The following is a 25,962-nucleotide window of genomic DNA, read 5'->3' on the forward strand; positions in this document are numbered from 1 at the left end:
TACCCAAATAGTCCACCCTGATACTATCAAGTTTTTCAAAGTTGACAGCATTCACTTCCACTTTATTTTTAATCCGATCATCCTTCTCTGTCCCACATGCGAAGGTCACTAAAGAAAATAATAACAGGAATCTGAAATATTTCATGTTATATTATAGTTTATTGATGATGTATATCTGGCTGCCATAAATTAGGCAGCCAGAGTGACAAAATATGCTATAATTTTACAAAGTTTACCATCCACTATCAGGTCCACAGTAAAGAGTCGTGCTACAACTGTCACAACACCAAGTAGTACCAGGATGCTCTTGAGCCAATGATTGAGCAGTTCCTATGTCAATTCCACAAAAACCACTGCCAGGCCCACTAATTCCACTCCAACCGCATGTACCATTTCCACCACTTCCGCTACCTCCAAAAACCTGTTTCAATTGTTCTCTTGTTAGAATTTCTCCTACATCATTAAGAATTAATTTTAGCTTTTTCATTATCATTCTTTTTAATACAGAATCATTATTTATAATGATGATCCTGTATATTTGCAATTCATTTAGTTTTCAGCCAAATTTAGTGGGCCAACCCTAGTCGAAGCTACTTTCTGAAAGTAGTCGCGGCTTAACTTGTGGTTTTTGTTTTTAGTATATCCTCCTTTCTATTAGGTTCGTAATATGTACTTCAAATCCTCAACCGTATACATTTCCGGTAACTGATAGCCATCCACAAAAAATGTGGGGGTAAATAAGATATCCATCTCGGCGCACCAAGTTCGCATAGCGGCAAGTTTTTTTCCTTGCGTTAATAACTCACCATTCATTGGATATTTCGCCGCAAATGCTTCGTAATCCTTATTAGGGGGCATATACCAATCTTCCATAGCCACTTTAAGCAGCATGTCATCACCCTTTGCTGCCAACGCCAGCAGATGCTTTACGGGAGAAGTGCTAAAGTCTTGTTCATCTTCGGAAGTGATGAAGATAACCTGTACTTGTACATCAGGGCTATGCTGAAGAATTTCCTCTATAATAGGATGGGACTTTGCGCAGGGTCCGCAATAAGGATTGCATACCTTTATAATTCGATGCTTGGCATCGGGATTTCCAAGCCTAATGCCTAAACCTTCCGTGGGTACAGTTATAGCTTTTTGTTTTATTAGAAGTGCTTCAAAGATTTGTGGATTGTGCTTAAGTTTGGCCAGCTCCCTCCGGTAGCTTTCGCCTTCTTTCCTCTTTTTAAAGGTTGGTACAATTAGCTGTACTGCAAGGAAGGGAACAGCAAAACACACTGCGAAAGTTAGCATAGTCGGAACCGACACCCAGATTAGTGAATCTTCGAATAATTTGCCATCCAGCAATATTAGGCTTGCTTGCGCTAGAAGGATCCCTTGAATCCATAAACATAATTTACACCATTGCTTGGCAATTTGCCACTGGTAATAAAGTGAAAATACAGAGTATCCAACTGCCAATAGACTCAATAAGGAAATTAGAGAAAACAACTCTGAATTCGCGATTCCACCTGCCAACAACATCAAAAGAGATCCCATAAAGTAACTGAACCCTATCATGCTCCAGCTTATCCCGAAAATTCCCGAGGCTCCGGAATTCAGGATAGCATCGCAATTGACGTTTCGACTACCTGTACAGATTTGGCGAATAGCAGGATTGTGTCGGTCTACTTCATATAATAGAAGCAAGGAACTAACTACTGTGCCTACTAGGGACAAAAGGGTGTATAACCCGGGGATCGCGGAAGTCCAGCCTAATTGTGCTAAGGTTGTAGTTACTGCGACAATGACCAAGGTAGGGAATACTGCTAGTGCTGTTATTGTGCTGTTATGTTTTCTATTTTCTGCTGCACGAGCAGCTGCATAATTTTGTTGTCCTCCTCCCGGTTCAACTTCACCAATCAGAATAATGCCATCGAATTCTTTACTAAACATTTCCTTGTTAGTGGTAATCCATTTTGACTGTTTTGAAGAAGTACTACCCTCCGATGGCAGGTAAACTATAGTATCGTGATCGAAATGTTTGACCACAGCAAGGGCTAATCCATCCCCAGATTTCATCCTAGCGATAAAAGGGATACCTAATTGCTCAAGTTGCTTTGTAGAAACGTTGGCTACTACATTTTCGACTCCCAGTCCGGTTAGTGTATCGCTAATTGATAGCAAAGTGCCGGAATCCGGATGTTCCCCCAATAAGGTGGCTAATCCTGTTTTGGTCACAGGTACATCAAATAATTGCAAATAAGAATATACCGCTTTGGTATCACTATCTAAGGGGAATAATAATTGATTAAAAAACCACTTCATGATAAAAGTTTTTTACTTTACAACTTAAATACGCTACTAAAAATAATAAGCTACTAAATCTAAAAATTTAAAATTAATTATCAAAATAATTTAATATTTATTTTATGAGTCCGTGAAATATTAATTTTTACATGATAATTTATTAATTATTGATATTTATAAATTATTTATTAATATACTATTTTGTGTTTTATATATTAATTTTATTGTTCTTCATTATGATAGATTACATTTTAGGTTCTCTATATAGTATGTTATTAAAGTCTGTTTATTTAGGCTTATTTTTTTGTTTTGCCAAAAATGAATGGTTCCTATGATTGAGGACTATTATTATTTAACTTTTGTATTTCAAGATCTCCTTTTGCATATAACCACACAGTGAAAAACTTAGCGGTTATCACCATTTAGTGAAAATTACTATCATTTCTCAGTATACTGAAAGTGGGTTTAATGTGTGCCATGCTTCTAAGTATTAGTGCACAGTACTTATAGTATTATAGTAGACAAGCAACTACTTCAAAGATTACAACAGTTCGATTCTTATCTGATGGTAAACCTTATAGTATTATCTGTAATGAGGAAAATATAAAACCATTGGTATTTTAACTTTACTCGCTATAAAGTTGATAAAATTACTCAAGTCAAGCTTTATGATTTATAAAATTGAGGTAATAGTGGTCTTTGTCAATTGTGTTGAACATATTTTGTATTATTTATCTGTTTATTCAGTAATATGTAAACCCCATTGTTTTTATAAAGTCTCACTAATCATCATTGAAAATGTCATTCATCCTTTATAAGTCCTAAGACTTATTTTTAATTGATTAATACCTGCATATAAAAATCATTACTTTATTTAAAATACAGAGTTTTCATAAATATACTTAACTATTGTAGCGGCATATGGATCTGATCCATTTTTTGACCTTCTTTCCATAATTTTGCTTTAAATGCTCTTTCTATATCTTTAAATGATATTTGATAATAAATTTCCCCGCTTACCAATCGAATACGTACGGCACAACTTGAAACAAATAAAACAGTGTAGGATGTATAAATGGTGGAACTTGGCATCAATCCAGGAATAATAATCCTATCTATAATATTCTTCTTTATTGCATCAATATGTATAATATCTTTGGCTATCAATTATGCCAACCGTGTCTTACCTGTATCTGGAGGGCTCTGTAGGGTAATTTGCTTTTTGTACTTGATTTGCGATATGATTTTTCCCATTTCTTCTAACCGTTGCTTCCATAACTTCTTTTTTAATCTGTTTAAACAAAGTAGAATTTAGATCGACTGCTACAATATTTTGAATAGTTCTCCCCATTTACAGGATCACAGGGTAATATTTTTAAGGTGGAATTATTTACTTTTTTTGTATTTTTTAAAGGTCTTTTCAGCATTGTCATGGGTTCAGTCAAGGCTTCCGACGTTAGGAGGAATTTACCTTGCCTTGACGGGTTTCGGGACAGTGCTACCATTACTCTTTGGAAAGGGAAAAAACTTCAGGCGGCTTTGGTTTTATAAATTTTAAATGGGACCTGCCATCCTATACCCTGATGATGTTTCTCATGATTATAAAAGTTGAAGAAACCTACCAGTCCCTGGCCGGGAAAGTTGTTCTTTTTCCGACCGGTTCCGGGGCAAAGCAGGCTACTTACCGGTGTTAAGATATCCGTAGTATTCAAGTTATTCCAGTGCTAACTTATGCCGCTTTTTGGGGGGTATCGATCCGGTCTTCTATTTTTGAGATGATAAAATCAACGTAGATGCATTCTCTGTTATATTACAACATAAATTTATACATAAACTTACTTATATCTATGATTCATTTTTATTGTGTTTGTTTTTAATAGGTTTTGCACGGTTTATTCCTTTTGTTTCACTTCGATTCTATACGGAGTAGATACGGAGAGGGTACGGAGTGGGAACGGAGTGCATACGTAGTGCACTCGGCCATTACATGACGATAACATAAGGTTTTTTCTTTATATACATGAGCAAAGGACATTTTGTGTAAGAAGATACTGGTATTTAAATCAAGCATATGGGTGAACAGATGGACCTTTCTCCCGGCATTTATATTCTATTCTTAATTTTGGGAGATTGTTCATTTAAGTGTGTCTGCTAAATTTATACAAAATGAAGAAAAAGCAGACAATAGAGGATTTATTAAGTGATCCCAAGATGAGCGACCGCGGCTATAAAGCAAGAAGAGCTTGCTGGGAAAAGAGCGTCTATTTAGTGCGATTTTACAACAAATGGTCAATACAATGCTTGAAGGTGAGATCGAGAGTTTTCTTGCCGAAGAGTGTGCCTCTGGCAATGTTAATAAGCGGAATGGAAGGACTTCTAAGCGAGTTCTGAGCGATGCTGGTTCTCTGGGTATTTTTACACCCCGTGACCGTAAAGGAGACTTTGAGCCAGAGCTGATCGGCAAACGAGATAGAGCACTCAGCAGTGGTCTGGATGATCAGATACTGTCCCTGTATGCCCAGGGGAACTCGGTGGAAGACGTCAGACTCCAGCTGGAAGATATTTATGGGGTTAGTATCTCTGCCGGGCGGATATCCCAGATTACCGATAAGGTGCTTCCCGAGATCCAGGAATGGCGTACAAGAAGCCTACAAAGTTTTTACCCCATCGTATACCTGGATGCCATACACTTCAAAGTACGTCAGGACGGCAAATATATCAATAGTGCCTTCTATACGGTATATTCGGTGGATTGGGAAGGAAACAGGGATGTGTTAGGGCTCTACATCAACTCGGGCGGAGAAGGGGCTAAAAAATGGGGCATGGTGATGGAAGACCTGAAAGTAAGAGGAGTAACCGATATTATGGTGATTTGCACGGATGATCTACAGGGATTTTCCGAACAGATTCAGGAAGTATTTCCTGCTTCAATTATCCAAAAGTGTATAGTCCACCAAATGCGGAATTCGCTGAAATATGTGGATGAAGTTGACAGGAAGGCCGTAATCAAGGACTTACGTCAGGTATATACCTCTACGACCGAAGAGGGCACAAAAACAGTAATTTCAGCCTTTGAAGCCCCATGGGGCAAGAAATACAAGTATATTGTCAAACAATGGCGGGAAAATTGGACTGAACTGATGGCCTTCTTGAATTTTCCTCTACCTAGGCGAAAAATGATCTATACGACCAATCCGGTAGAAGTCCTCTTCGAATCATGCGAAAACTGATAAAAAGCAAAGCCGCATGGACATCGGAAACAGCCCTGTTAAAACATCTGTATTTATCGATAAGCAGGAATGAAAAGTCATGGAAAAGAAAAGCACACGGATGGACTTCCATCCTGCGAGAAATAATGGAGCTGTACCTGGAGAGGGTGCCACAAAAAAATTAGTTATCAAGGGACTGGCTTTATCGGCCTACGGCCTCCTCTGCCAGTCCCTTGATAACAAAAATTCAAACCTAGACACAGTTTAATGAACTATCCCAAAATCACTCCTTTTTACGACGAGAATCAGAAGTTGGCTTAATTAGCTATGCATTGCGTAGACTTTTCTAAAACTGGTTCTATCAAACATTTTTACTATCTATATTTAACCCCAATTGATTCCTAAGATACTTTTATAAGTATTCCAAATTTTTGCTAAAATTTGCGATCGAAATATCAATACCACCACTTGATGCAATGACCAAAAAAGGGTAGGAGCAACCCTTTCATACATTAAAAAGGACAACTTGTCAAAATATACTCCACCGCTTTTTGGGCTTTTGAAGCTGCTTCCAGCAATAGCTTTTTGTCAGATTTCAGCCTATCCAGCCAAACTTTGATATAGGCTGCTGAATTGTCCAACAACTTTTCATCCATGATCCCTGAATGGTTGCAGAGGTAACTTGCACCCATTTCCGCCGTCAATTCTTCCCTACTATATCCTTCTGATCCAAATTCATTGTATTCAACAATTTCTTTTCTATTGAGCCTGTCTTTATGGCCAGTCGAGTGTAAAATTTCATGGAAAAGCACTGAAAAATAAAACTCCTGAGATTCAAAAAGCTTTTTATCAGGCATATTGATGCAATCTGATACTGGCGAATAATAAGCTTCTGGGATTGTATGTATAATCTTCGGAGGGTTGACCATTTCCCTGATGATCTGCTCACACCTTTCAATCGGTTCAGTCTTTTCCAAAGTCACAGTTTCTGGAATTTCAAATTCAACCCCTTCCACATCTCTTATATTGAAAACCGTATAATATTTCAAAAACCCTATTTTCCTAACTTTCGAAGGATGCATCTTCTTGGCTTCCTCCTCCAACAACTTCCTGCCATTCTTCTTATCAAAATAGCTAAAACCCCAATAACATACAGGTAATCCCTTAGATCCTTTCCGTATCGAACCTCCCAAGCTTTGTGCTTGCTTAAAGGTTAAAAAGTACGGCTTTTCAAATTGGGCTGATAACAGGATCCACATATTGATTCCTCTATAGCATTTCTTGGTCATGTAATTTGCAGGAATATCTGCTCCCTGCCAAACTTGTCTCCATGGGACAATCCCATTTTCAAGCTTTTCAATGATTAGATCAGTTACCATCTGATAAACATCCTTTCTTTGTTTTTTTGCAATAGTCTTCATGATTTCTTCTTTTAGTTTAAAGATTTAATTATGAAGCATCACCAGGATTCAGCCTCCACTGAATGCAAGAGGAAACGGAATAAATAGTAAGCAAAGCGCCACGGCTTTATGCCGTAGTCTCTTGCCATGTGTGGGGGATGACATCCTAAATTGCTGAGGAATTGAATAGAAAATAAAACGGACAGCTTCAAGCAATCATTAGTTGTATCTGAGAAATGGAAACAACATCTTAAAGCGGCTACTTTTAACGGTTAAAAACAGAAGGATTTCCACTTCAAATCCCAAAGGAAAAAAAGACTTACGAGTTCCAAGTAAAAAGCAAAACGGTGACTACGGAACTTACTTCAAGAGCAGAATGTCATAGATAATCCTACATCTTGTTGATTGCTCCAAAATGCAATCCATAACCTTGAAAGGATATTATAAAGACTGGAGGAATCGGGTTTGCGATTGATCAGTTCAATAGGTTCCACATCCAAACATCAGCAAGGGTTTTCCAATTGCTGAAAGGGGTTTCGTTTTCACTTTCCCAATCCATGGATTCATAGTGGTAATAGAAAATTTCAGCTTCATCTGATGACATCTTTTTAGGTAAAAGTAGGCGTTTACATGATCAAAAAGAGAGGGGACTTTTCCACCCAACCCGGTATTTACATTTGTTCCATTCATGGTATTTTGGTTTCTGGGTCAAAGTTGAATCGCATTTACATAATTTTATCCTACCGCGATTCGCAAGTGGGTTGTTTTTTTGGGGAGAATAAATCAATGATTATTAAATTAGGGGGGTATGGAAGCAAAAGAAATTAGGTGTTTTTTAGTGGGGAATAGGTGGTATGTTGGGGAAGTTTTTTATTTTAGGTGGAATAAAAAAATGTGTTTGCAGTAAAAAATTTTAAGGCTTCAAATACATTGTAAAATTTAATTAAAATCAGTTACACTCCATTTACTAATAAGCCCAAATAAAAAAAATAAAGCATAAATATTATCTAAATTAAAATTGATATGCTCGAATCAATAACTGTTAAAAGTGCTGCGACTTATGATGCTAAGGGTATTCAAATCGATAGTTTGAGGAAAATCAACTTCCTATATGGAGCAAATGGTTGTGGAAAAACTACCCTTTCAAAGCTAATTTATAGTCCGGCTGACACCGTCTATTCCAACTGCCATTTAGGATGGCGAGGTAATCTGCCTGTTAATGCACTGGTGTACAATAAAGACTTTCGTGAAAGAAATTTTGGTAAGGGAAAGATGGATGGTGTTTTTACCTTGGGACAGGCGACTAAGGAAGATATCAATGCTATTGAGAAAATGCAATCAGAATTAGCAGAAATAAAGGACAAGGGGATAGAAAAAAAGCATACACTTGAAAAGCAGGAAGAAATAAAATCGAAGGGTGATAATGATTTTAAAGAGGCCGTATGGGTTGATATATATAAAGAAAACGAAGACGAGTTTAGAGAGGCCTTTAGAGGATTCATGAAAAAAGATTCTTTTAGGGATAAAATATTGTATGAGTTCAAGAGTAATAAAGAAACGCTATCAACAATTAAGGAACTGAAAGAAAAATCTCAAACAATTTTCGGTAAAATACCTACCTCGTTATCACTTGTTTCGAAAATAGAGTTTAAAAGATTATTGGAAATAGAATCTGATAAAATCTTGAAGAATAAGATTATTGGGAAAGCTGATGTATCAATTGCAGGATTAATTCAAAAACTGAACCTGAACGATTGGGTTAATGAAGGAAGAAATTATATAGCTGAGAATGAGATCTGTCCTTTCTGCCAACAAAAAACAATTTCTGAAAACTTTAAGAAACAACTTGAAGACTACTTTGATGAATCATTTACTAAAGATACAACAAGAGTAAAGGAGTTATCCGATGAGTATAATCGGCTTTCTCAAAATCTTCAAAGTCTTTTAGATCAAATAGAATCGCAGCAGAAAAGCAATTCGGACTCCAAACTTAAGATTGAATCATTCTCTGCGTTGTTAAAAACGTTAATAAGTCAATTTGTAACAAACAAAGAACTATTAGGCAATAAAGGTAAAGAACCAAGCAGAAGCATAGAATTGGTTTCAACGAAAGTGCAATTAGAAGACATTCAAAAATTGATTGATGAATGCAATGTTGAGGTAAAAGCGCATAATGATATTGTAAATGATTACACAAACCAAAAAAACTATTTGATTAGAGCTATTTGGAAATACCTGATTGAAGGGCATCGAGGTACCATTGAAGCATTTATGAAAAAACAAGAAGGCTTAGAAAAAGGGATACAAGTATTGCAAAAACAACATAAAGATTTACAAGAAAACTACATAAAGTTAAATAAGAAAATAAAAGAAGCCAATAAAAATGTCACTAGTGTTCAACATTCCGTTGATGAAATTAATCGGACACTTAAATCGTATGGGTTTTTAAATTTCGAGATAGTTCCTTCTAAAAAGGAACCTAATCAGTATCAGATACAAAGGGAAGACGGTTCAATTGCAGAATCAACATTAAGTGAAGGCGAGGCAACTTTTATTTCTTTTTTATATTATCTACAATTGACAAAAGGAAGCACTAAAGAGGAATCGATCACAGAAGAGCGTATCCTAGTCATTGATGATCCAATTTCAAGTTTGGATAGCAATATACTCTTTGTCGTAAGTTCACTTATAAAAGAAATCATCAAATCAATAAAGCAAAACATAGGTAGCATTAAGCAACTCATTCTATTGACTCATAATGTGTACTTTCACAAAGAGGTATCATTTGTTGATGGAAGAACACCAAAAAATGGAGATACTCATTATTGGATAATACGAAAGAATAATAGTGTGTCATCAATTCAAGCCTTTGAAATGAAAAACCCCATTCAGAGTTCATACGAATTGCTTTGGAAAGAGCTCAGTAATTCTTCAAAAAATTCCGGAATCACCATACAGAATACGATGAGAAGAATTATTGAAAACTACTTTAAAATTTTAGGGAAATATGCAGATGATGATTTAATTAAAAGTTTTGATAATCATCAGGAGCAGGAAATATGTCGATCACTAGTCTGTTGGATAAACGATGGATCTCATGGATTGCCTGACGACCTTTATGTTGAACAACAGGATGCTATCATTGAACGCTACTTTGAAGTGTTTAAGCAAATATTCGTAAAAATGGGTCATGAAGAACATTATAAAATGATGTTTAGGGTACTTATGGATGAAAAGATTGATGTTGCATAACAAATAAATTAGAATGAAGGCAGGAAATATAAAGGGAGCATTGCTTGAATACATTGTCCGGGGTCTGTTAAAAAATTGCGGCTTCACTAACGTCAAAGCGGATAATCTATTTTCATTTGAGCAAAGAGGGTTGTTTTTTGTAAATGGCAGAGGGGCGGCTCATGATGCAGACATCATAATGAATCCTCCAATTCAAATGCCATTTGCCTATCCTACACAATTGCTTTTTGAATGTAAGGCCTATGGTTCGGTAGGAAATTTACCGTTTGTCAGAAATGCATTGGGCTTGCGAAATGATTTAAACGAATTTGAGATTGTTACAAAAGATACGCTACTTAAGAGGCAAAATAACAGAAGAGCCACCTATGCGATTGATACCAGAACCAGATTTTTGTATCAGGTCGGAGTAGCTTCTGTAAATGATTTTAGCAGTCCAGCAGTTGAGTTTGCTGCAAATAATAAAGTTCCCTTATTATCATTAAGCTGGTTTCTTAATGAAGAGAGCGTCCAAAAATTTAATCGAATTGATCAGCCATGGGTTAATGGCTTTGATCCTGCAATAATTAAAAATCTGTATGATTTTTTAAGAGACAGAAATGGCGATTTGTATTCAGCAGCTCATGAGGAAGCAAGAAATTTTCTTGAAAGCGACAATGATATTGCCGATATAATAAGGTTTTCGAATGATGTGTTTAAATATTCCTATGTTGCACTGCTGGAAACAGGCGATATGGTATTTCTGTTCAGTAGTGCTCGTACAGAAAACAATATATTGAACTATGCATACGATCTTTCTGATTTTTCATCGTTGAGAGCTGAAATACATTGGGCTTCTGATAGACCAAATAGATGGCGTCTTAATGTTCATAACTCGTATAGAGACGAACGTGCGCAGACTGAATTCGATTTTTATTTGCCAAAGCGCATTTTCAGTCGCTGGAAAGAATTCAATCTTGATAAATCCGCTGCACTTGATATCAAGCAAAATTTCTTTTCAAAGATTTTTGTGTTTAACCAACGTAATAATCCAGAAATGCCTTTTTCAATAATCAATATTGACAGAGAATGGCTGGAACGAGCTAGGCAAGAACAGGTTAACTGACATTAATAGCAGCAGATTTAAGATTATTACAATTAAAACCAGTATAAGTAAATGTCAAATAAAGGGAGTGTATTTCAAAAAGGTGGTGGAGGAACCAACTTCGAACAATCCATCCAGGCAGCATTTACGGTAAGTTTAGCAATAAGAGGCAGTGCGCCCTGCCTTCCTGCCAATGAAATAATTGAAGTTAGTTTTCAAAATACCAGCAAAGGATACGAAACGGATGATCTTTTAGTAGTTGCTAAGTCTGGTTTGGGTGAGCATAGATTGCTGATGCAAATCAAGCATGATGTATCTTTTACAGAAAACGACGGAACTTTCAAAGAAGTATTACAATCATTCTGGAAAGACTATAATAATACTGCCATTTTTGATAGAACAAAAGATAAGCTCATTATCGTAAAAGGCGGGTTAACCAAGGATGAACGCAATCATTTTAAGTCCATCTTTAACTGGTCGAATTCACATGCAACAGAAATAGATTTTATTAATGAAGTAAACCGCATCAAAGGAAAAAAAGAACGCTTAAAGATTATACGAAATATTTTGAACGAAGCCAATTGGAATGTTGCCTTAACAGATAAAGAGATTTGGGAATTCGCAAAATGTATGGATGTATTAGAATATGACTTGCTGCAAGCAGGAAGCGTAGACCAGACTTATTTTTTAAACCTGATTAAGCTTTCAAAGAATAGAATATCTACGCTCAACGAGAAAGAAATATGGGATGGCTTATCAGCCATTGTTGCAGAATTCAATAAGGATGGAGGAAATATCACTACTGAAACTATCCGGGAAATGGAAATTTATAAAAATTTTTCTGTAGAGAATCTCATCCCTCATTTTAAAGCCGTACGAAAATTAAAATGCGACAGTGAAGCGATAGTTAACCCACTAAAAAATACGATTGGAGATCTGCATCTAATAAAATCAGAGGTCAGCGAAAAGATAGTCCGATCAATTACAACATTTCAGATTACAATAGTTACCGGCAAACCGGGAGTTGGTAAGTCTGCACTAGTGAAGGATTTATTGCGGAATGAATTTGCAACATCTAGTGCCTTCGTATTTAGAGCCGATCAATTCGGCCAACCGCACATTGCAAATGTTTTTTCAAACCAGGGAGTTGACATATCCATCCGAGACATATTTTCATGTATCTCCCTCATCCCTGATAAAATCATATACCTAGATAGTTTTGAAAAATTATTGGAAGCAGACCCCGAATGTGCATTTAAACAACTTATGGGCATCATGACTGAGTATCCGGATATTAAATTAATATCCTCTTCAAGAAAGTATGCTATTGATCTGATTATTCAAAAGTTTGGTTTAGATAAAGAAAAGATTGGTATTGTTGAAATTCCGCTATTGACGGATGAAGAACTTGAAATTGTTGCCTTAAAATATCCTCAGCTAAAAAATGTGCTAGGTAATGAAAAAATCAGGCCATTGTTGCAAAGCCCTAAGTATTTAGACTTTGCCGTTAAGGCTTTACATAAAAGTGGAGATGATTATGCTGATATTGAACTTGCCGATTTTAAAAACAGATTGTGGAATATTCTTGTAGTTGATGAGGTAAATGAAAAAAATGGATTGCCTATTAAGCGGGAAACTGCCTTCATGGAAATTGCAGTTAAACGAGCTAAAGAAATGAAGCTATTTACTCAACCTGTTCAGGCTGATGCAGAAGCTATTGCTTTTCTTATGAAAGACGAAATGTTAGTAAAGGAACCTTTGAATAGAAGATACACCCCGGCTCATGACATATTAGAAGATTGGGCGTTGGTAAAGCACATCTCATTGGTTTATGAAGATGCTACAATTGCAGAGGATTTCTTTAATAAAATAGGGAAGGAGCCTGCAATAAGAAGGGCTTTCAGGCTTTGGATAGAAGAACTGTTAATCGATAATGGGACAAAGGTAGTAGCTCTTGTAAGAGAGGTTTTAAACTGTAAGACAATAGAGCGTTATTGGGCAGATGAAATTCTTACCGCTGTTTTTAGGTCAGAAATCAGCGAATCATTTTTTAATGGTTTCAAAAAAGATTTACTAGAAGAAGACGCAAAACTGCTGATAAAATGCCTGCATATAATTAGAACATGTTGCAAGGAGAATAATGACAAGCTCAATTTTTTATTACCTAAGGGATCGGGATGGAGAGAGGTGCTTATGTTCATTGAGACTCATATTGATCAGCTTATGGTTAACAGGTTAAATATTGTATCTTATTTGTCTGACTGGCACTTAAGGATAATGTTTCAATTTAACGAGGTAGACCAATATGAATTGGCATCTGCTAAAAACGTCGTATTGCATTACATAGATGAAGTTGAATCGGGCTTACAGTTTTGGCAAAAAAGGGAAATAGAGGGCAGAAGAAAAGAGCTTATAGCTATTTTGTTCGATCTGGCTTCCATCGCAAAAGATGAAATAAAACAACTGGTTGAACAGTCATTTACGAGTCAGGAAAACGATTCCCGGCAACATCGATCATTAGATAAAACTGTCATAAAAATGTGTCTTTCAGGATTAGGGAATCAAAGTCTGATAAAAGAATTGCCTGAATTGATAGTAGAAAGTGCATGGAAGGAATGGAAGCTTCGCCCCATTGATCCGCCGTCACCTGGTAGCATCAGAGCGATGATCGGTGGTGATAGCTTAAATAATGATAAATGTTGGGGCATTGAAAATAATCATACGTTCTACCCTTCTGGTGTTTACAAAACGCCACTATATAACTTATTAAGGTATCATCCACTTAAAGGATTAGAACTTTTTGTTCAGTTCATCAACTATTCCATAGATTTTTATGCCCAGGCAAAATGCCAATATAAACATCAATTAAAAGAGCTTGAATTTGAACTGTCTGATGGAACAAGGAAAAAACTATGGGGAGCAGGAGAATTATGGGTGGCATATCGTGGAATATGTGTTACCCACTATCTTTTGGAGTCGTTATTAATGAGCTTTGAAAAATTCCTCTTAGAAACGGCAGCTAGAAAAACAGAAACAAGCAAAGCCAATCTCAAATTCGTTTTTGAATACGTTTATAATAATACAAATAATGTGACTCCTCTTGGTGCGCTGGTGAGTGTTGCTATTGCTTATCCTTCAGAAGTAGATGAAGCAATGCTGCCGTTACTGAAAGTAAGAGAGTTTTATGAATGGGATTTAGGCAGGGCGCTACAGGAACATTCTGCATTAGCTCCCATGGATCAGACTATCCCATTTGCGCAAAAAGAACGATGGGAATCTAACCAATTACCTCATCGAAAAAAATTTATGCGCGGGCTTATAGATTTTATTTTAGATTATCAGTTTAATGTCAGGAAGATCAATAAAGGAATACACCAGGTGTTTGACCAGTTGAAAAAAGATATTCCCGAAGAAGATATTGTTTGGAAAAAAACGATTACGGAAATAGATATCAGGAATCATAAAATTGGTGAATATGATGAAAAACTAGGAGGGTTCCCTATAGCGCCAGAATATGATAAAGATGTGCAGGAATTTATGGACTCCGGTAAAGAGGAGTTTGAATCTGATAATAAAGCAATGAATTATTCAAGTCAATTGCAAAAAGCATTTGAAGGAAAGGAATCTATAAATTATCTAGATTGGCAAGCTTGCCAGAAAGAATACAGTAGCAATGAAAATCTTAATATCCTTTTCGACCGTCCGGTTACATTAGCTGTTATAGGCTTAAGAGATATTTCCGAACAATTAAGTGAAAAGGAAAAGATGTGGTGCATAAATACAATTTTAGAAACTGCCGCGATTATTATCACGGATACGACCAGTCGGAATTTCGGTTTGAATATGAACTACATGCTTATGGAAAAGGAATTGGCATTATCTTCTTTTCATCTGCCGCTTAATTTTTTGGATTCGGAAGAAGACCGAAAGGATGTACTACTCATTATGGTGCATATGCTTATTGCCCCATTTGCAGAACATGAAGTGGATAAAATAACTAAATACATTAGAGAGGTTTTTTCCAGTCATTACCCTAATGAAACAAAAACGATATGGTTTTCAGTCGTACAATATGCGGAGTACCGCAAAGCCAATCCGTGTTTCTATGATGATTATGATAATAACAGACTTCAATTGGCAATAGAAAAAGAACATCAATACATTGAAGATCAAATAAAAATTGGGAATACAGTTTTGGATCTTTCAACGGTTGCTCTTGATAGACACACAGGATATTTGGTGACACGGGCGTTATTAATAATTCCTTATGCTTCTGACGATGCAGAGCTTAAAGAATTTATTCGGCATTTCATTTTACTGCTAGTAAAAGATCTGCAATTTGAAGAAGATTTTTCCTATAATAGAAATCGAGATGGCAGACAAGTAGACTTTCAGGAAGTTGTAGAAATCAAATTCTATTTAGCAGAATTACTAATAATTGCATCCCCTGTATTTTCAAAACCGATTATAGACATCATCCTAGATGAATTCTACAAAAGCATAGCCGACACTACGAAGTATAGATTCCGGGATGATCTTTTTGAATTTTCAGTGGACGTTTTAAAGTTTTCTGTAGTGAAACTGGATGATATAGTAGCCAATAATCCAGACAAGATTATTAAAAACAAAGCAATTAAACAATTTTGGGAAGTTTGGGAACATTTATCTGAAAAAATTAAGAACAGCGGAACTCTTTATTTTACCCAGCAGCTATTCCTTGATACCGGGTGGAATGAACAAGCAATAGATTGGCAACCGCTACAAGAGAAAAAGGAAGTTTATCATCAAATGATCAATGATTTTGGCAGCTCCAATGTGCAATCCATTTTAAATGTTTTCTCTACAATCGGCGAAAAGACATTCTTACCAGAAGGACTTGGTTGGCTTGTAGAAATTCTTAAGAAAGAGCCATTACAATTAACCGCACTTATGTCTGTAGCCACTGAACGATTTGTAAAAAGACTATTCTATAATCATATAACTGAGATAAAAAAGAATAAAAGGTTGATAGACGATTTCGTTTGGCTTCTTGATAAGATGATCGAATTAGGTTCGTCTGAAGCTTATTTGTTTAGAGAAAACGTGATAACATACAAATCAGTGTCCGTATAGCAATCATGTCATCCGCTAACAACCATACCTTCCATTTCCTTTCAGAAATTTCAAAGGAAAACACCTATAACCTGCTTTTCCCGGAAGCTAAAGCAGGCCTGGCTATCGTATGGTTGTATGAGAAGATGCAGAACGGCGTATTTCCACAAAACAGCTTTAAAGAAAGAGACATCCATGAAGCCCTGCGGATAGTAAACCCAACTATTGAAAACTACAAAAGCCGCCATCCTAGGGAACATTACAATGCCTTGATCTCAAACCTGCTGGAATACTTTCTCCGGTATGATGAAGAGCGGCAGGAATACTCATTCAAGGAATATGCCTACGTCTTTTGCCAGCAGGCACACAACATACTAAAAGCCAGCTTTTCGCCTACAAAGATTGAGAAAATCTGTTTCGCGCTGCACGAAAAACTGAAGCAAAGCAAAGACCTCGATACATTCCTGGATTGGTTCCGTATTGATTTTGACATCTTTAAGCCTCAGTTAAAAAGCCAGTTGGATTTTCTGGATCGGCAGATCGACCAATCGGTCGCCTCACTAAGAGAAAATAAAAAGCTTAGTCTTCAAGAAGGTACCATATTGGAAACACTGCGGCAAATTGATGAACGCTTTGAGCTCATCAGGGGGCAAAACAAGGAGCTCCGCATTGCATTCCGGGAAATAGAGCAAATACGTAGGCTGATGGAAAGCAATGCATCAGCCTACGATCATGAAGAAGTTGACGCGAGAGTACATGAAGCCATTACGTTCTTCCAAGAAATGCGCCGGACACTTTCCATTATTGATAAACGGCTCGACCGCATTCAGCCCAAAATCAGACAATTGTTCAGCAACCTGAACAAGCCCCTGTTCAATACCCGGGTAGAACGTTTCCTCTATCACCTGGTCGAAAACAGTACAGAGGTCATTGAGGGTAGCAAAAAAACAATCCGTCTGCCAGGCAATATTCTGCCATTGTCTGGATTTCGGTTGCAGCAAGACCTTACAATCGTAGAAAGAAAAACAGATCTCTTTCCGGTAAAACCAAAAAAACGGCTGATAATTACCGACCCGCCCGAAATGAAAGCCTCGGCTTTCGCTTCGTTTCAGAACCGCCTGAACCAGCAGGATGAAATCAGTTATTGGATAGATACGCTTCAAAGAGAAGTGGATATGCATGAGCAGCTACGGCTTTCGGATTATTTCTTTCAAATAGCGAAACCGGATGATCCTCATACGCTAACGCTTGCCATTGCAGTCATTTACCGGGCTATGGGATTTTTCGAACGACAAGAACAATACACGGTCAGTATCGATCCTGAAAAGATTATACATAATACGGCATTTAAAACATCATTATGGGAAATTATCATCCGCAGGAAAACATAAACGCGACTTCATTTTTAGCAGCCCCCGAGGCAAAAGAGCATTTCGCAAGGATAGACTATGCGTTAAAGAACGGTGTACACATTCAGCGCTGGCAGCAGCAAGAAGCTATGTTTCGTTTTCTGGAAAGGCATTTTCAGAGTATGAAGCTATATTACCACGATTTTTTTGGCATACCGCTCGAAGAAGCCGGAGAGACGATCAACAAATACTTTTATTTGGATTTTCTGCCCGGTAGCCGCGGGAACATCCCTGTGGAAAACAGGCATTTCTTGGCCAATGAATATGTCATTGTAGGTTTTATGCTGTACAAGATCGTGTTTATCGATGGATATATTGAACTCGATTCCTTACCTGCATTGCAAAGGATGATCCGGCAGGACTATGAAGACATCAAGCCCAGCATTTACCGGGCATTGGCGAAAGCCAGAAAAGTCAACACAACAGAAATGGACGATCAGAAAGTAAATGATGTTGTTGAAAAAGCATTGCGTGAATTTTCCAAAATCGGCTGGATAACACTGGAAGGGCAAAACTTCGACATATTACCCTCTTTTCAGCGATTGGCCAAGATATATGGCGACTACATCAACCATCCCGAAACCTGGCTAAAAAACGAAACAGCATGACGAAACAATATCCGAGAATATACAGTCTTTCCACCGTTGGCCTAATTCATCACCGGGAGTTCGACTACCTTTTTCATCCATTCCGTACAGATTTCATAGGCGAAAGCGGTTCTGGGAAAAGTATGATTGCCGACCTGATCCAGCTCATCTTTGTGGGATCAGAAGCCTTTGAATCTGCTACATGGGGAACAGACATCCGGGAACCAGAAGGAATGGTATTACAGGCAGAAAAACGCAGTAAAGGTGTCGGCTACGCTTTTCTGAACATAGAAATGGCGCCCGCACAATACCTGGTAGTAGGCAGTTATATGGAAACAGGGAATCGGAGCACACAAGCTTTTATCATTCAGACCGGCTACGACTGGCAGCATATTCAGTATCTTTCTGCACCGGTTTCTTTTCAACAGATTTTAAAAGAAGAGGATATCCTGCCGATAGATTTGCTCACGGAATACCTGGATGAACAGGGTTTACACATGAAAACTTGGCAACGTTACAAAGAATTCCATAAAATCCTGTTCAGAGAAAAGATCGTCCCTTTGGATCTGGCATCCAGCGAGAAACTGCTGAATGACTACGCCGCAATACTACAATCTTTCTCCAGGGGTAAAATGCTGGACACCCATAAAAGCGACAGTCTCAAACAATTTCTTTTCGGCAATCAGGAAACCCGGAAAATACTGGATAATTACAAAAGTGCGGAAAAAGATATGGAACATGCCATCGGAGAATATGGCCATAACCTGCAGGAGATTGAGCGGGTGACATCAAAACAAAAAGCACTGATAGACCTCAGGGAACTGAAAAAGCAACGGGATGAGCAGCAACATAGATGGTTGCACCGAAATCTGTTATTCTATCATCAGGAGACAACAAGACTGGAAAAGGAAGTCAACGACGGTATCATTCAATATAAAAGCGCACTGCAACATCAATCCATACTCAAAGAATTCCTGGCAGATGAAATAAATCGGGTTAATAAGATATTACCAGAGTTAGAGTTAGCACAAAAAACAGCAGAACAAGAATATGAAGCTATTTTACCTCCTCATAGCCAGGTAAAACAATTATTGGATTGGTTGGCCGAATTTAACTGTTCTCATGAAGAGCTGGGAACCCGTTATAAGGAATACAAACGGAATCAATCTGAAAAAGCCGTGCTAAGTCCGTTTCTTTATGCATTGCAGCAAAAAAGCATAGCAGATGCATTTGACAATATTTCCGCAAAACAATCAGCGGCCGAACTAAATCTATATCTGGTAGATGTCATTGCTGAAAGAGAACATCAGATACAGCAAAAGAACCGATTAAAAAAATACGCTAATATCAATGATTCTGAATCATTGGCCAACTGGGCATTGCAACAAAAAAGAGCCTTTACGATTGAAGAAGAAAGCGCCATCCTGCATTTTCAGGATTTGCCGAGGAAGAAGCCAGCCGATTTAAACAACTACCTTCCAGAACCTGCGGAGTTGATATTATCGCTATCGGTGGCTGAAAAGTCGGATAATAGCTTTTGGATCACACTGAACGGCATACGCAAGCACATCCCCTATGTTACCGGACAGATATTAGATACGACTGATGAGGGTAAAATCCGTTCTTATTTTGAACAATACACGAATACCCTGGATAAGGATGTCCGTGAGCTTGAAAAAGAACTTAGTATTTACCAGGCTATACTGGAAACCGTCAATACACAGGATAATATCGCTCGAATACTATCAGCTTATCCAAGAAAAGATATTCTGCATAAACTTTCGGATATTCCATCGCTCAATATTAGTGAGGAACGTTTTCAGGAATACCAGGAACTTTATCTTCAGAAAGCAACGATTCAGGAACAATTTACCCGAGCCAAAAGTACCAAAGAGCAAGCGGATGATAAACTGCGTTTGGCCAAAGCTAATGCTGGTGAATACAATGCCATCTCGAAAGCAATGGATATCCATACTAAACCTGATGATGATGTACAGTTTATTCTCGATCAATTCCCGCGCAGTGTGACTTGCCCGGACTCCTACAGCTTAGAAAAAGAAAACATATCCGCCTCCCTATCCAGGGCTATGAACAAAACCGATTTTTTCAGAAACCAAGGGCAATTGACGCAACCCGTTTTGTCCCGCATCCAACAACTTCCCTCTTTGAAAAGCAGTTTAGACTGTAACCAAGCCGAACTGGAGAAAGCAAAAGATCAATACCTGAAATGGTACGAACATTTACCCGTGTCCTTGGAGACCGAAGAGTATATAACAGAACCAAAAACAGAACATAATGCATATGTTATAGCAGAAGAAAGGTTCATTGCTAAGTATACGTCTATAATAGAGCAATATATCGCTTACGAAGCCTATCGCTTTGCGGACACAAAAGACTTTACGGAATTAGCCAAAAATTTGCTTCCTGAAGCCTTCTATAATGTCGTGGTAGATCAGTCCGAGACCAATGTGATTGATACAATTGCCACTTACCTTACCCGTATCAATGAAAAGAACAGGCAACTGAACAACCGGAAAATTCAGAAAATAAAAAATCTGCTGGATGAAGTGGATGAAATCATTACGCAACAGGAAAACACCATTCGCCGTATCGACAATTTTTTGAAAAGCGACGCGCAGATTACAGGAGGATATACAGCCAGGTTACGTAAAACATCGGCTGTTAATTATCCCAAAACCTGGATGAGCACCTTTAAAGAAATGATAGAGGACGAAGCTGGTGCTTTGCAAAGCAAATTGGGTGAAAAGATAGATTTAGCCGAAATGATGAAGACCGCCTTTCACAATTGTGGAGGTCCCTTACACGCCAATACAGCAGTAGCCAAGTTGCTTGATCCATCGAATTATTATGAACTCTCTTTCACGATGGAGTCCGAAAGTGGGCGCATCAATAAAGGGAGTACCGGTCAGACCTATGCAGCGGTCGCTCTTCTCTGCATTGCCCGTTTGTCTATCATGAGTAGCGAGGAAGGCAAAGCGGCAGCACCTGCCGTCCGCATCATGCCGATAGACGAGGCAGAAGGCCTGGGTTCCAACTATGATATGCTGTATGACATAGCCCAGAAGTATGATTATCAATTAATTTCCCTCTCGATTGGCCCGGTTGGGAAATTCAGGGACGGAGAACAGTACCTTTATATGCTCCACAAAAACATGGAAGTAGAGGAACCTGTAAACTATACTCCTGTAGCCATTTTATGTGAAAGCGATAAAATGTCCAACGTATGAGTAATCGTAAATTAACCTGGCGGCATTTAAAAGCCTTGCATCAATTATATGTCTCCAAGCGGACAGAAGCTAAGATAACGGACAATGCTTACATCGAAAATGTACTGATGGTACAGAAAAAAATTATAAAATATAAGGCTGGAAATATAAAAATATTAGAAGCAAATCCGGGTTTTACAGCATTTTACCAGCAGTATTTTGAGGCAGATTATTTACGATATGAAACTTTTTTGCGGGAACAAAACTTGGAAAGTGATGCTAGAAGGCGTTATACAGAAGACGATATCCAGACATTGATGTTCATCGCAGGGCAAAAAGAAGAGTTAGTCCAAAACCTTTCCACTCTACGCACCTTTTCCAGTGAAATATTTAAGGGACAAGGCTCCAAGTACCTTGAAAAAAAGCCAGGATTAAAAGACGCTGTCTGCAAAATATTAGGTATTGCGGATTTTCCGGAAAAAGACCCAAAAACTCTTCAGTGGCGGTTCGTGGTAGATACCCTGAATCCTCAGATAGTGGTGTTATGCGAAAACATCGCCCACCTGAAAAATCCCTGGAATGCAAGAGAACATAATATCGAACTTTGGTATGTAGGCGGTAATAACATTGGCATCATAGATTTCATTGATCCGGGCAAGTTACGCCTCCCTATTTATTATTGTTGTGACTGGGATTTTGATGGTTTATCTATTTACTCCAGAATAAAAGAAAAAATGAAGTATAAACAACATGATTTGAATTTGTTAATCCCTAATACTTACGAAGTATCACTTCCTATCGACTCCCCACACCATAGTAGCAGATGGGATTTTAATAAGAGGCTATCGGGATTGAAACAGGAAGATTTTTCGAATGAAGCTATCGATCTTATTGAGCGGCTAATACAAGATAACAAGTGGATTGAAGAAGAATCACTGGATTTATTGGGATTATTAAGGATTACAAACTGAAAGGTTTTACTATTTCATGGCTCCCTCAATTATCTGTATCCATCCGATTAACCCCATATTTCAGGTTTGATAAATAGAGGTTAACGTTGCATTATGAAAAAGATTGTCTAAAACGGAGGTCACTGGGCCAGTGTTTACGCTGATACCGGGCCAGCCATTCCGGGAATCAACGGGCCAAAAATCAGTCGCTGATTACGGAGGTCATTGGGCCATTTAGTTACGTAACCCATTCTGGTTACGGAGGTCATTGGGCCACTTTCCATGAAAATTATTAGCCTTGTAGTTTACCAAAAACAAGCTATATGGCAGGACAAAGAATAGATATCATGGAATTAAGAAGTTTGATAACATTCAAGCAAAAAGGCCTGAGTAACCGTAAGATTGCCGCCCTTATGGGCATCAACCGGAAAACCGTAGACGAGTATATCAGTATCCATCCGACGAACCGCATGTTGTTTAACTGGGATTATTATTTAAGCCTGTATTCTTCCCAGTTAGAGGGTAAAAGCTGATAAAGGTCTTTTCGCTTGTGTCTGTGTATTCTTTCGAAGACATCCCTGAGCCACTCAAATTCATTGACTTTATTCTTTTTGCAGCTGGCCATAAAGGAGTACATGGCGGCTGCAAACCAATTTTTTCATTAAGCCAAATGCCCAAATTGCTTGTAGTGTGTGTGCCTTGAATGGTGAATATAGGTCAAAAAGTTGTCCGTTCCAACTTATTCTACTGACGGTAGTCTTTTTTAGTGTGTTACTGTAATAGTATATTGCCCACAGGCTTTGTGGCAGATTCACTATCCTCCGAAACTGTCCTTTTCACGAGAACAAGGAGCTTACTGATACCCACATGATAAATCCTCTTTGTTATATGGCGCTTAGATTGTTTCCTACCAACGGCCCGCTCTTAAAATGCGAACGTACTCGGCAAGTCTTGGATAATTATCAGCATTTCCTCCACAAGGGCCTTCATGAGCAAAAGTCCATTTTCCACCTATGTAATGAGCATCTTCATTGATTGCTTGATTTCTATCGTTAAGATATATTATCTCTATTTTATCAGGATAATCTTCATAAATTTTACAAACTACGACATGTTGCGAACCAATGTAAATCCAGTCTTTAGGTTTTATATTATCGGGTACTTTATTCATTTTAATGTGATTTAGCTTTTAGACGGCGAGCATTCGAGGTCTTGTTCTTTAGGTTACATGGTTCCGCTAGCTATATCCCAAGTGAATTTACCTGCTGATCCATTAATTGCACAATTTTAATTTATATATCTGACAATCCAATTGCTCTCCTGTTTTTATTGATTCTACTAATAGTAGTATCATGATGATCCTCTTTTTTAAATCGAAGTGTACCAAATTTATAAATTCGGCCAAAACTCACTTGAATATTGTCGTGGGTGCACGTATACAATTTATTGTTCATCGAAGAATCCATATAAACTATCTCTTCCAAATGACCTCTTTAGGTCATTTTTGCGAGGGGCCAAGTGGCAGGGGAGAGAAAAAGGGGGCTGTCCGCCGCGGCGGATAGCGTCACGATATTGGGGTATAGTCAACTTATGCTTATTGACCTTTTAGTCATTCTTATATGTTCCAATATATCCGCTATTACTATTACTTTTTTCCCCTAGATTATTGTGTGTTACAAGTGCATTTTCAGTGAAAAAGAACTCAGCGGGTATTTTGAAAAATTCACTTAACTTAATCGCATTATCGATAGTCATTTTAAGCCTGCCTTCCACCATACCTTTTACTTCTTCAACAGGTATTTCTGAGCCCTTCGAAATTTCTTCAATAGTTAAATTTTTATCTATTATTAATGTTTTCAAAATTAAATTTGCCATAAATTTATTTTATTTTTTTAAAGTGCTAAGTTCATGTTTTAAAGAATCAATTATATCTTTTAATAAATTGATTTGATTGTCTTTTTCTTTTATTATTTGATCTTTTTCAAAAATTAGTCTTTCATAAAGTAATTCTGTATTATTATCGTTTATAAAATTGTGAATATAACCACTATTGCTATTACTTTTAGCACCTGTATTATAATTAATGACTGGTAAATCATCTGCTAGAAAATATTCTGGCCTTACCTGATAAAACTCAGCCAACTGATTGATTCTTTCTAGCGTGAGCTTGGTTTTACCTGACTCTAAGTTGGAATAGGTTTTTTGATTCATTTCTAAAATATTGGCTACATACTCTTGGCTGTAGTCCCGAGATTCTCGTAGTATACGCATGATTTTTTGAGCTTTCATCATATTTCAAAAATAGCCTAACATAGTACCTAAAATTCTGAGATAGTCATTTTTATACTTAATTCTAAATATATTTTTTATAATCTTTGTCCTAAAGGTTTCTTATTTAAAGTTAGCAAGAAATCATATACTTTACATGGTCCATGCAATAATTGTAAGTAGAATTTTTGAAAAATTTATAAATAATGATTAGAAATCAGGAAATAGCTATAGAGGGTTACCTAAATTTAATTAAGGTAGAAGTGCTTTCTTTATTTCTTGAAGAAATTAACAGGAAGTATATTACTTGTAATGTTTCCTTTGGTCAATATGAAATAGAACTAGTAAGTTATTCAATAACATATTTTCAAACCTATACGACCAAACAGCTCCAAAAAAACATCATCAAGTCACCGGACTGAAGGGTGGGAGCGGCCCTGCCTTTCCGAGACGTCGGAAGGGAGGGCAGCAAGTTTTTCCAAAGCAGCTCCGTTCGGAGTGACCTGCCCATATAGGTAGGCGTCTGCTACAAGCAGACTCAGCCCAATCACGCAAGTAAAAAATTAAGGTTCAAAGTACAAAGGTTCAAAGGTTCAAGGTTCAATTGTTCAAATGTTCAATGTTCAAGGATCAGTGAACCCTGAACGCTGAACAAGTATTTGTTTTAATAATTTAATGCTGAAGCTATGCAAAAAAGAATAAACAGATTCTTAAGGGGAATGGTGTGTCTTATTACGGGTAGGCCAAAGGGTAGGGAGTCGGATGACCATTTTCGAGTGTCCGATAAGGCCGAAGCGGGATCCGCAAGCACGAATGCCCTGAGCCAGCAGCAGTGTCTGGCGCTGATAGACAGCGTGGGGCTGATCCTGAAGGAAGAGGCCGCCAAGCGCGGCATGCACGTCCAGATCCATGTTGGCCCCGGCCCTGAAAAACCTCCCTCCACCGATATGGTCCAGCGGGAAAACGGGAGTCCATAACGGGGGTAAGGTGCCTGGACGGCCCAGATAAGTGATCTTTAACCGTGCAAAACATTATGCCGTACCAGCACCCATGCTATCAAAAAGCTTCCGCCCATCTAACTTATCTCAACCCAAGTTAAACTGAATAATCAACAGCGGGCGGAGCTTTTACTAGTGGGTAAGTTCGACCCCTGTAGGGTCGTGGGGAAGACGAATCCTGTTTACCATGGGTGGCTA

At 37.8% G+C, this 25,962-nt stretch carries 19 protein-coding genes and 1 pseudogene; 11 read left to right on the top strand and 9 right to left on the bottom strand.

Annotation, left to right across the window (positions count from 1 at the left end; translation table 11 throughout):
• Positions 1-232 precede the first annotated feature (232 nt).
• Positions 233-544 (bottom strand): hypothetical protein, encoded by a 312-nt coding sequence (locus EL17_RS11765; protein WP_164675071.1) that lies wholly within the window; start codon positions 542-544, stop codon positions 233-235.
• Between the two features lie 110 nt (positions 545-654).
• Positions 655-2,310, bottom strand: a complete 1,656-nt coding sequence (locus tag EL17_RS11770; protein WP_035074202.1) for a vitamin K epoxide reductase family protein — start codon at positions 2,308-2,310, stop codon at positions 655-657.
• A 2,148-nt stretch (positions 2,311-4,458) separates the two neighbouring features.
• Between EL17_RS11770 and EL17_RS11780 the strand changes: the two are divergent.
• A pseudogene (locus EL17_RS11780) lies at positions 4,459-5,686 on the top strand (IS256 family transposase).
• Positions 5,687-6,013: 327 nt separating this feature from the next.
• On the opposite strand, the gene EL17_RS11785 reads toward EL17_RS11780, so the two are convergent.
• Positions 6,014-6,922: an ArdC family protein gene (locus EL17_RS11785; protein ID WP_035074205.1), complete on the bottom strand. Its 909-nt coding sequence runs from the start codon at positions 6,920-6,922 to the stop codon at positions 6,014-6,016.
• Positions 6,923-7,376: 454 nt separating this feature from the next.
• A complete protein-coding gene (locus tag EL17_RS24185; RefSeq protein ID WP_262482684.1) occupies positions 7,377-7,505 on the bottom strand; it encodes a hypothetical protein in 129 nt (42 codons plus the stop codon).
• A gap of 419 nt (positions 7,506-7,924) precedes the next feature.
• Between EL17_RS24185 and EL17_RS11790 the strand changes: the two genes are divergently transcribed.
• From EL17_RS11790 to EL17_RS23530, 8 genes are all read left to right on the top strand, one after another.
• The gene (locus EL17_RS11790) at positions 7,925-10,153 is read left to right on the top strand and encodes an AAA family ATPase (protein WP_051719967.1); all 2,229 of its coding nucleotides are present in this window, start codon (positions 7,925-7,927) and stop codon (positions 10,151-10,153) included.
• 13 nt (positions 10,154-10,166) lie between these two features.
• A complete protein-coding gene (locus tag EL17_RS11795; RefSeq protein WP_035074210.1) occupies positions 10,167-11,255 on the top strand; it encodes a hypothetical protein in 1,089 nt (362 codons plus the stop codon).
• Between the two features lie 51 nt (positions 11,256-11,306).
• Positions 11,307-16,346 carry a hypothetical protein gene (locus EL17_RS11800; RefSeq protein WP_035074212.1) on the top strand — a complete coding sequence of 1,680 codons (5,040 nt, stop codon included), beginning with the start codon at positions 11,307-11,309 and terminating at the stop codon, positions 16,344-16,346.
• Between the two features lie 5 nt (positions 16,347-16,351).
• Positions 16,352-17,716: a hypothetical protein gene (locus tag EL17_RS23130; RefSeq protein WP_035074214.1), complete on the top strand. Its 1,365-nt coding sequence runs from the start codon at positions 16,352-16,354 to the stop codon at positions 17,714-17,716.
• Complete coding sequence (locus tag EL17_RS11810) at positions 17,686-18,342, top strand: condensin complex protein MksE (protein WP_035074216.1); 657 nt, start codon at positions 17,686-17,688, stop codon at positions 18,340-18,342. Before EL17_RS23130 ends, EL17_RS11810 begins: the two co-directional genes overlap by 31 nt.
• A complete protein-coding gene (locus tag EL17_RS23525) occupies positions 18,339-21,569 on the top strand; it encodes a hypothetical protein (RefSeq protein WP_164675072.1) in 3,231 nt (1,076 codons plus the stop codon). Before EL17_RS11810 ends, EL17_RS23525 begins: the two co-directional genes overlap by 4 nt.
• Positions 21,566-22,519 (top strand): toprim domain-containing protein, encoded by a 954-nt coding sequence (locus tag EL17_RS11820; RefSeq protein WP_035074217.1) that lies wholly within the window; start codon positions 21,566-21,568, stop codon positions 22,517-22,519. Before EL17_RS23525 ends, EL17_RS11820 begins: the two co-directional genes overlap by 4 nt.
• Positions 22,520-22,821: 302 nt before the next feature.
• Positions 22,822-23,031, top strand: a complete 210-nt coding sequence (locus tag EL17_RS23530) for a hypothetical protein (RefSeq protein WP_035074219.1) — start codon at positions 22,822-22,824, stop codon at positions 23,029-23,031.
• On the opposite strand, the gene EL17_RS23135 is transcribed toward EL17_RS23530, so the two are convergent.
• From EL17_RS23135 to EL17_RS11840, 4 genes are all read right to left on the bottom strand, one after another.
• Complete coding sequence (locus EL17_RS23135; RefSeq protein WP_316932662.1) at positions 22,989-23,135, bottom strand: transposase domain-containing protein; 147 nt, start codon at positions 23,133-23,135, stop codon at positions 22,989-22,991. The genes EL17_RS23530 and EL17_RS23135 overlap by 43 nt on opposite strands.
• 270 nt (positions 23,136-23,405) lie before the next feature.
• On the bottom strand, positions 23,406-23,669 hold the full coding sequence (locus tag EL17_RS11830) for a hypothetical protein (protein WP_035074221.1): 264 nt from the start codon (positions 23,667-23,669) through the stop codon (positions 23,406-23,408).
• 434 nt (positions 23,670-24,103) lie between these two features.
• A complete protein-coding gene (locus tag EL17_RS11835) occupies positions 24,104-24,373 on the bottom strand; it encodes a helix-turn-helix domain-containing protein (RefSeq protein WP_035074222.1) in 270 nt (89 codons plus the stop codon).
• 9 nt (positions 24,374-24,382) lie between these two features.
• Positions 24,383-24,790: a helix-turn-helix domain-containing protein gene (locus EL17_RS11840; protein ID WP_035074224.1), complete on the bottom strand. Its 408-nt coding sequence runs from the start codon at positions 24,788-24,790 to the stop codon at positions 24,383-24,385.
• 182 nt (positions 24,791-24,972) lie between these two features.
• Here EL17_RS11840 and EL17_RS11845 point away from each other — a divergent pair, with 182 nt between their 5' ends.
• Positions 24,973-25,188, top strand: coding sequence for a hypothetical protein (locus EL17_RS11845; RefSeq protein WP_035074226.1), 216 nt, complete (start codon positions 24,973-24,975; stop codon positions 25,186-25,188).
• On the opposite strand, the gene EL17_RS23535 is transcribed toward EL17_RS11845, so the two are convergent.
• Entirely contained in the window at positions 25,177-25,317 is a 141-nt protein-coding gene (locus tag EL17_RS23535) for a hypothetical protein (protein WP_164675073.1), read from the bottom strand. The two genes, EL17_RS11845 and EL17_RS23535, sit on opposite strands and share 12 nt — an antisense overlap.
• Positions 25,318-25,452: 135 nt before the next feature.
• On the opposite strand from EL17_RS23535, the gene EL17_RS11850 reads away from it, so the two are divergent.
• On the top strand, positions 25,453-25,743 hold the full coding sequence (locus EL17_RS11850; protein WP_035074228.1) for a hypothetical protein: 291 nt from the start codon (positions 25,453-25,455) through the stop codon (positions 25,741-25,743).
• Positions 25,744-25,962: the final 219 nt, after the last annotated feature.

It is taken from the genome of Anditalea andensis, from assembly GCF_000714815.1.
In the GTDB taxonomy this organism is placed as follows: Bacteria; Bacteroidota; Bacteroidia; order Cytophagales; family Cyclobacteriaceae; genus Anditalea; species Anditalea andensis.

Coding starts and splice junctions, on each gene's coding strand:
- EL17_RS11810 (WP_035074216.1), top strand. CDS start 17,686: ATGGGAAATTATCATCCGCAGGAAAACATAAACGCGACTTCATTTTTA.
- EL17_RS11820 (WP_035074217.1), top strand. CDS start 21,566: ATGAGTAATCGTAAATTAACCTGGCGGCATTTAAAAGCCTTGCATCAA.
- EL17_RS11790 (WP_051719967.1), top strand. CDS start 7,925: ATGCTCGAATCAATAACTGTTAAAAGTGCTGCGACTTATGATGCTAAG.
- EL17_RS11840 (WP_035074224.1), bottom strand. CDS start 24,790: ATGATGAAAGCTCAAAAAATCATGCGTATACTACGAGAATCTCGGGAC.
- EL17_RS24185 (WP_262482684.1), bottom strand. CDS start 7,505: ATGTCATCAGATGAAGCTGAAATTTTCTATTACCACTATGAATCCATG.
- EL17_RS11785 (WP_035074205.1), bottom strand. CDS start 6,922: ATGAAGACTATTGCAAAAAAACAAAGAAAGGATGTTTATCAGATGGTA.
- EL17_RS23135 (WP_316932662.1), bottom strand. CDS start 23,135: ATGTACTCCTTTATGGCCAGCTGCAAAAAGAATAAAGTCAATGAATTT.
- EL17_RS11795 (WP_035074210.1), top strand. CDS start 10,167: ATGAAGGCAGGAAATATAAAGGGAGCATTGCTTGAATACATTGTCCGG.
- EL17_RS11830 (WP_035074221.1), bottom strand. CDS start 23,669: ATGAATAAAGTACCCGATAATATAAAACCTAAAGACTGGATTTACATT.
- EL17_RS23525 (WP_164675072.1), top strand. CDS start 18,339: ATGACGAAACAATATCCGAGAATATACAGTCTTTCCACCGTTGGCCTA.
- EL17_RS23530 (WP_035074219.1), top strand. CDS start 22,822: ATGGCAGGACAAAGAATAGATATCATGGAATTAAGAAGTTTGATAACA.
- EL17_RS11800 (WP_035074212.1), top strand. CDS start 11,307: ATGTCAAATAAAGGGAGTGTATTTCAAAAAGGTGGTGGAGGAACCAAC.
- EL17_RS11770 (WP_035074202.1), bottom strand. CDS start 2,310: ATGAAGTGGTTTTTTAATCAATTATTATTCCCCTTAGATAGTGATACC.
- EL17_RS23130 (WP_035074214.1), top strand. CDS start 16,352: ATGTCATCCGCTAACAACCATACCTTCCATTTCCTTTCAGAAATTTCA.
- EL17_RS11850 (WP_035074228.1), top strand. CDS start 25,453: ATGCAAAAAAGAATAAACAGATTCTTAAGGGGAATGGTGTGTCTTATT.
- EL17_RS11835 (WP_035074222.1), bottom strand. CDS start 24,373: ATGGCAAATTTAATTTTGAAAACATTAATAATAGATAAAAATTTAACT.
- EL17_RS11845 (WP_035074226.1), top strand. CDS start 24,973: ATGATTAGAAATCAGGAAATAGCTATAGAGGGTTACCTAAATTTAATT.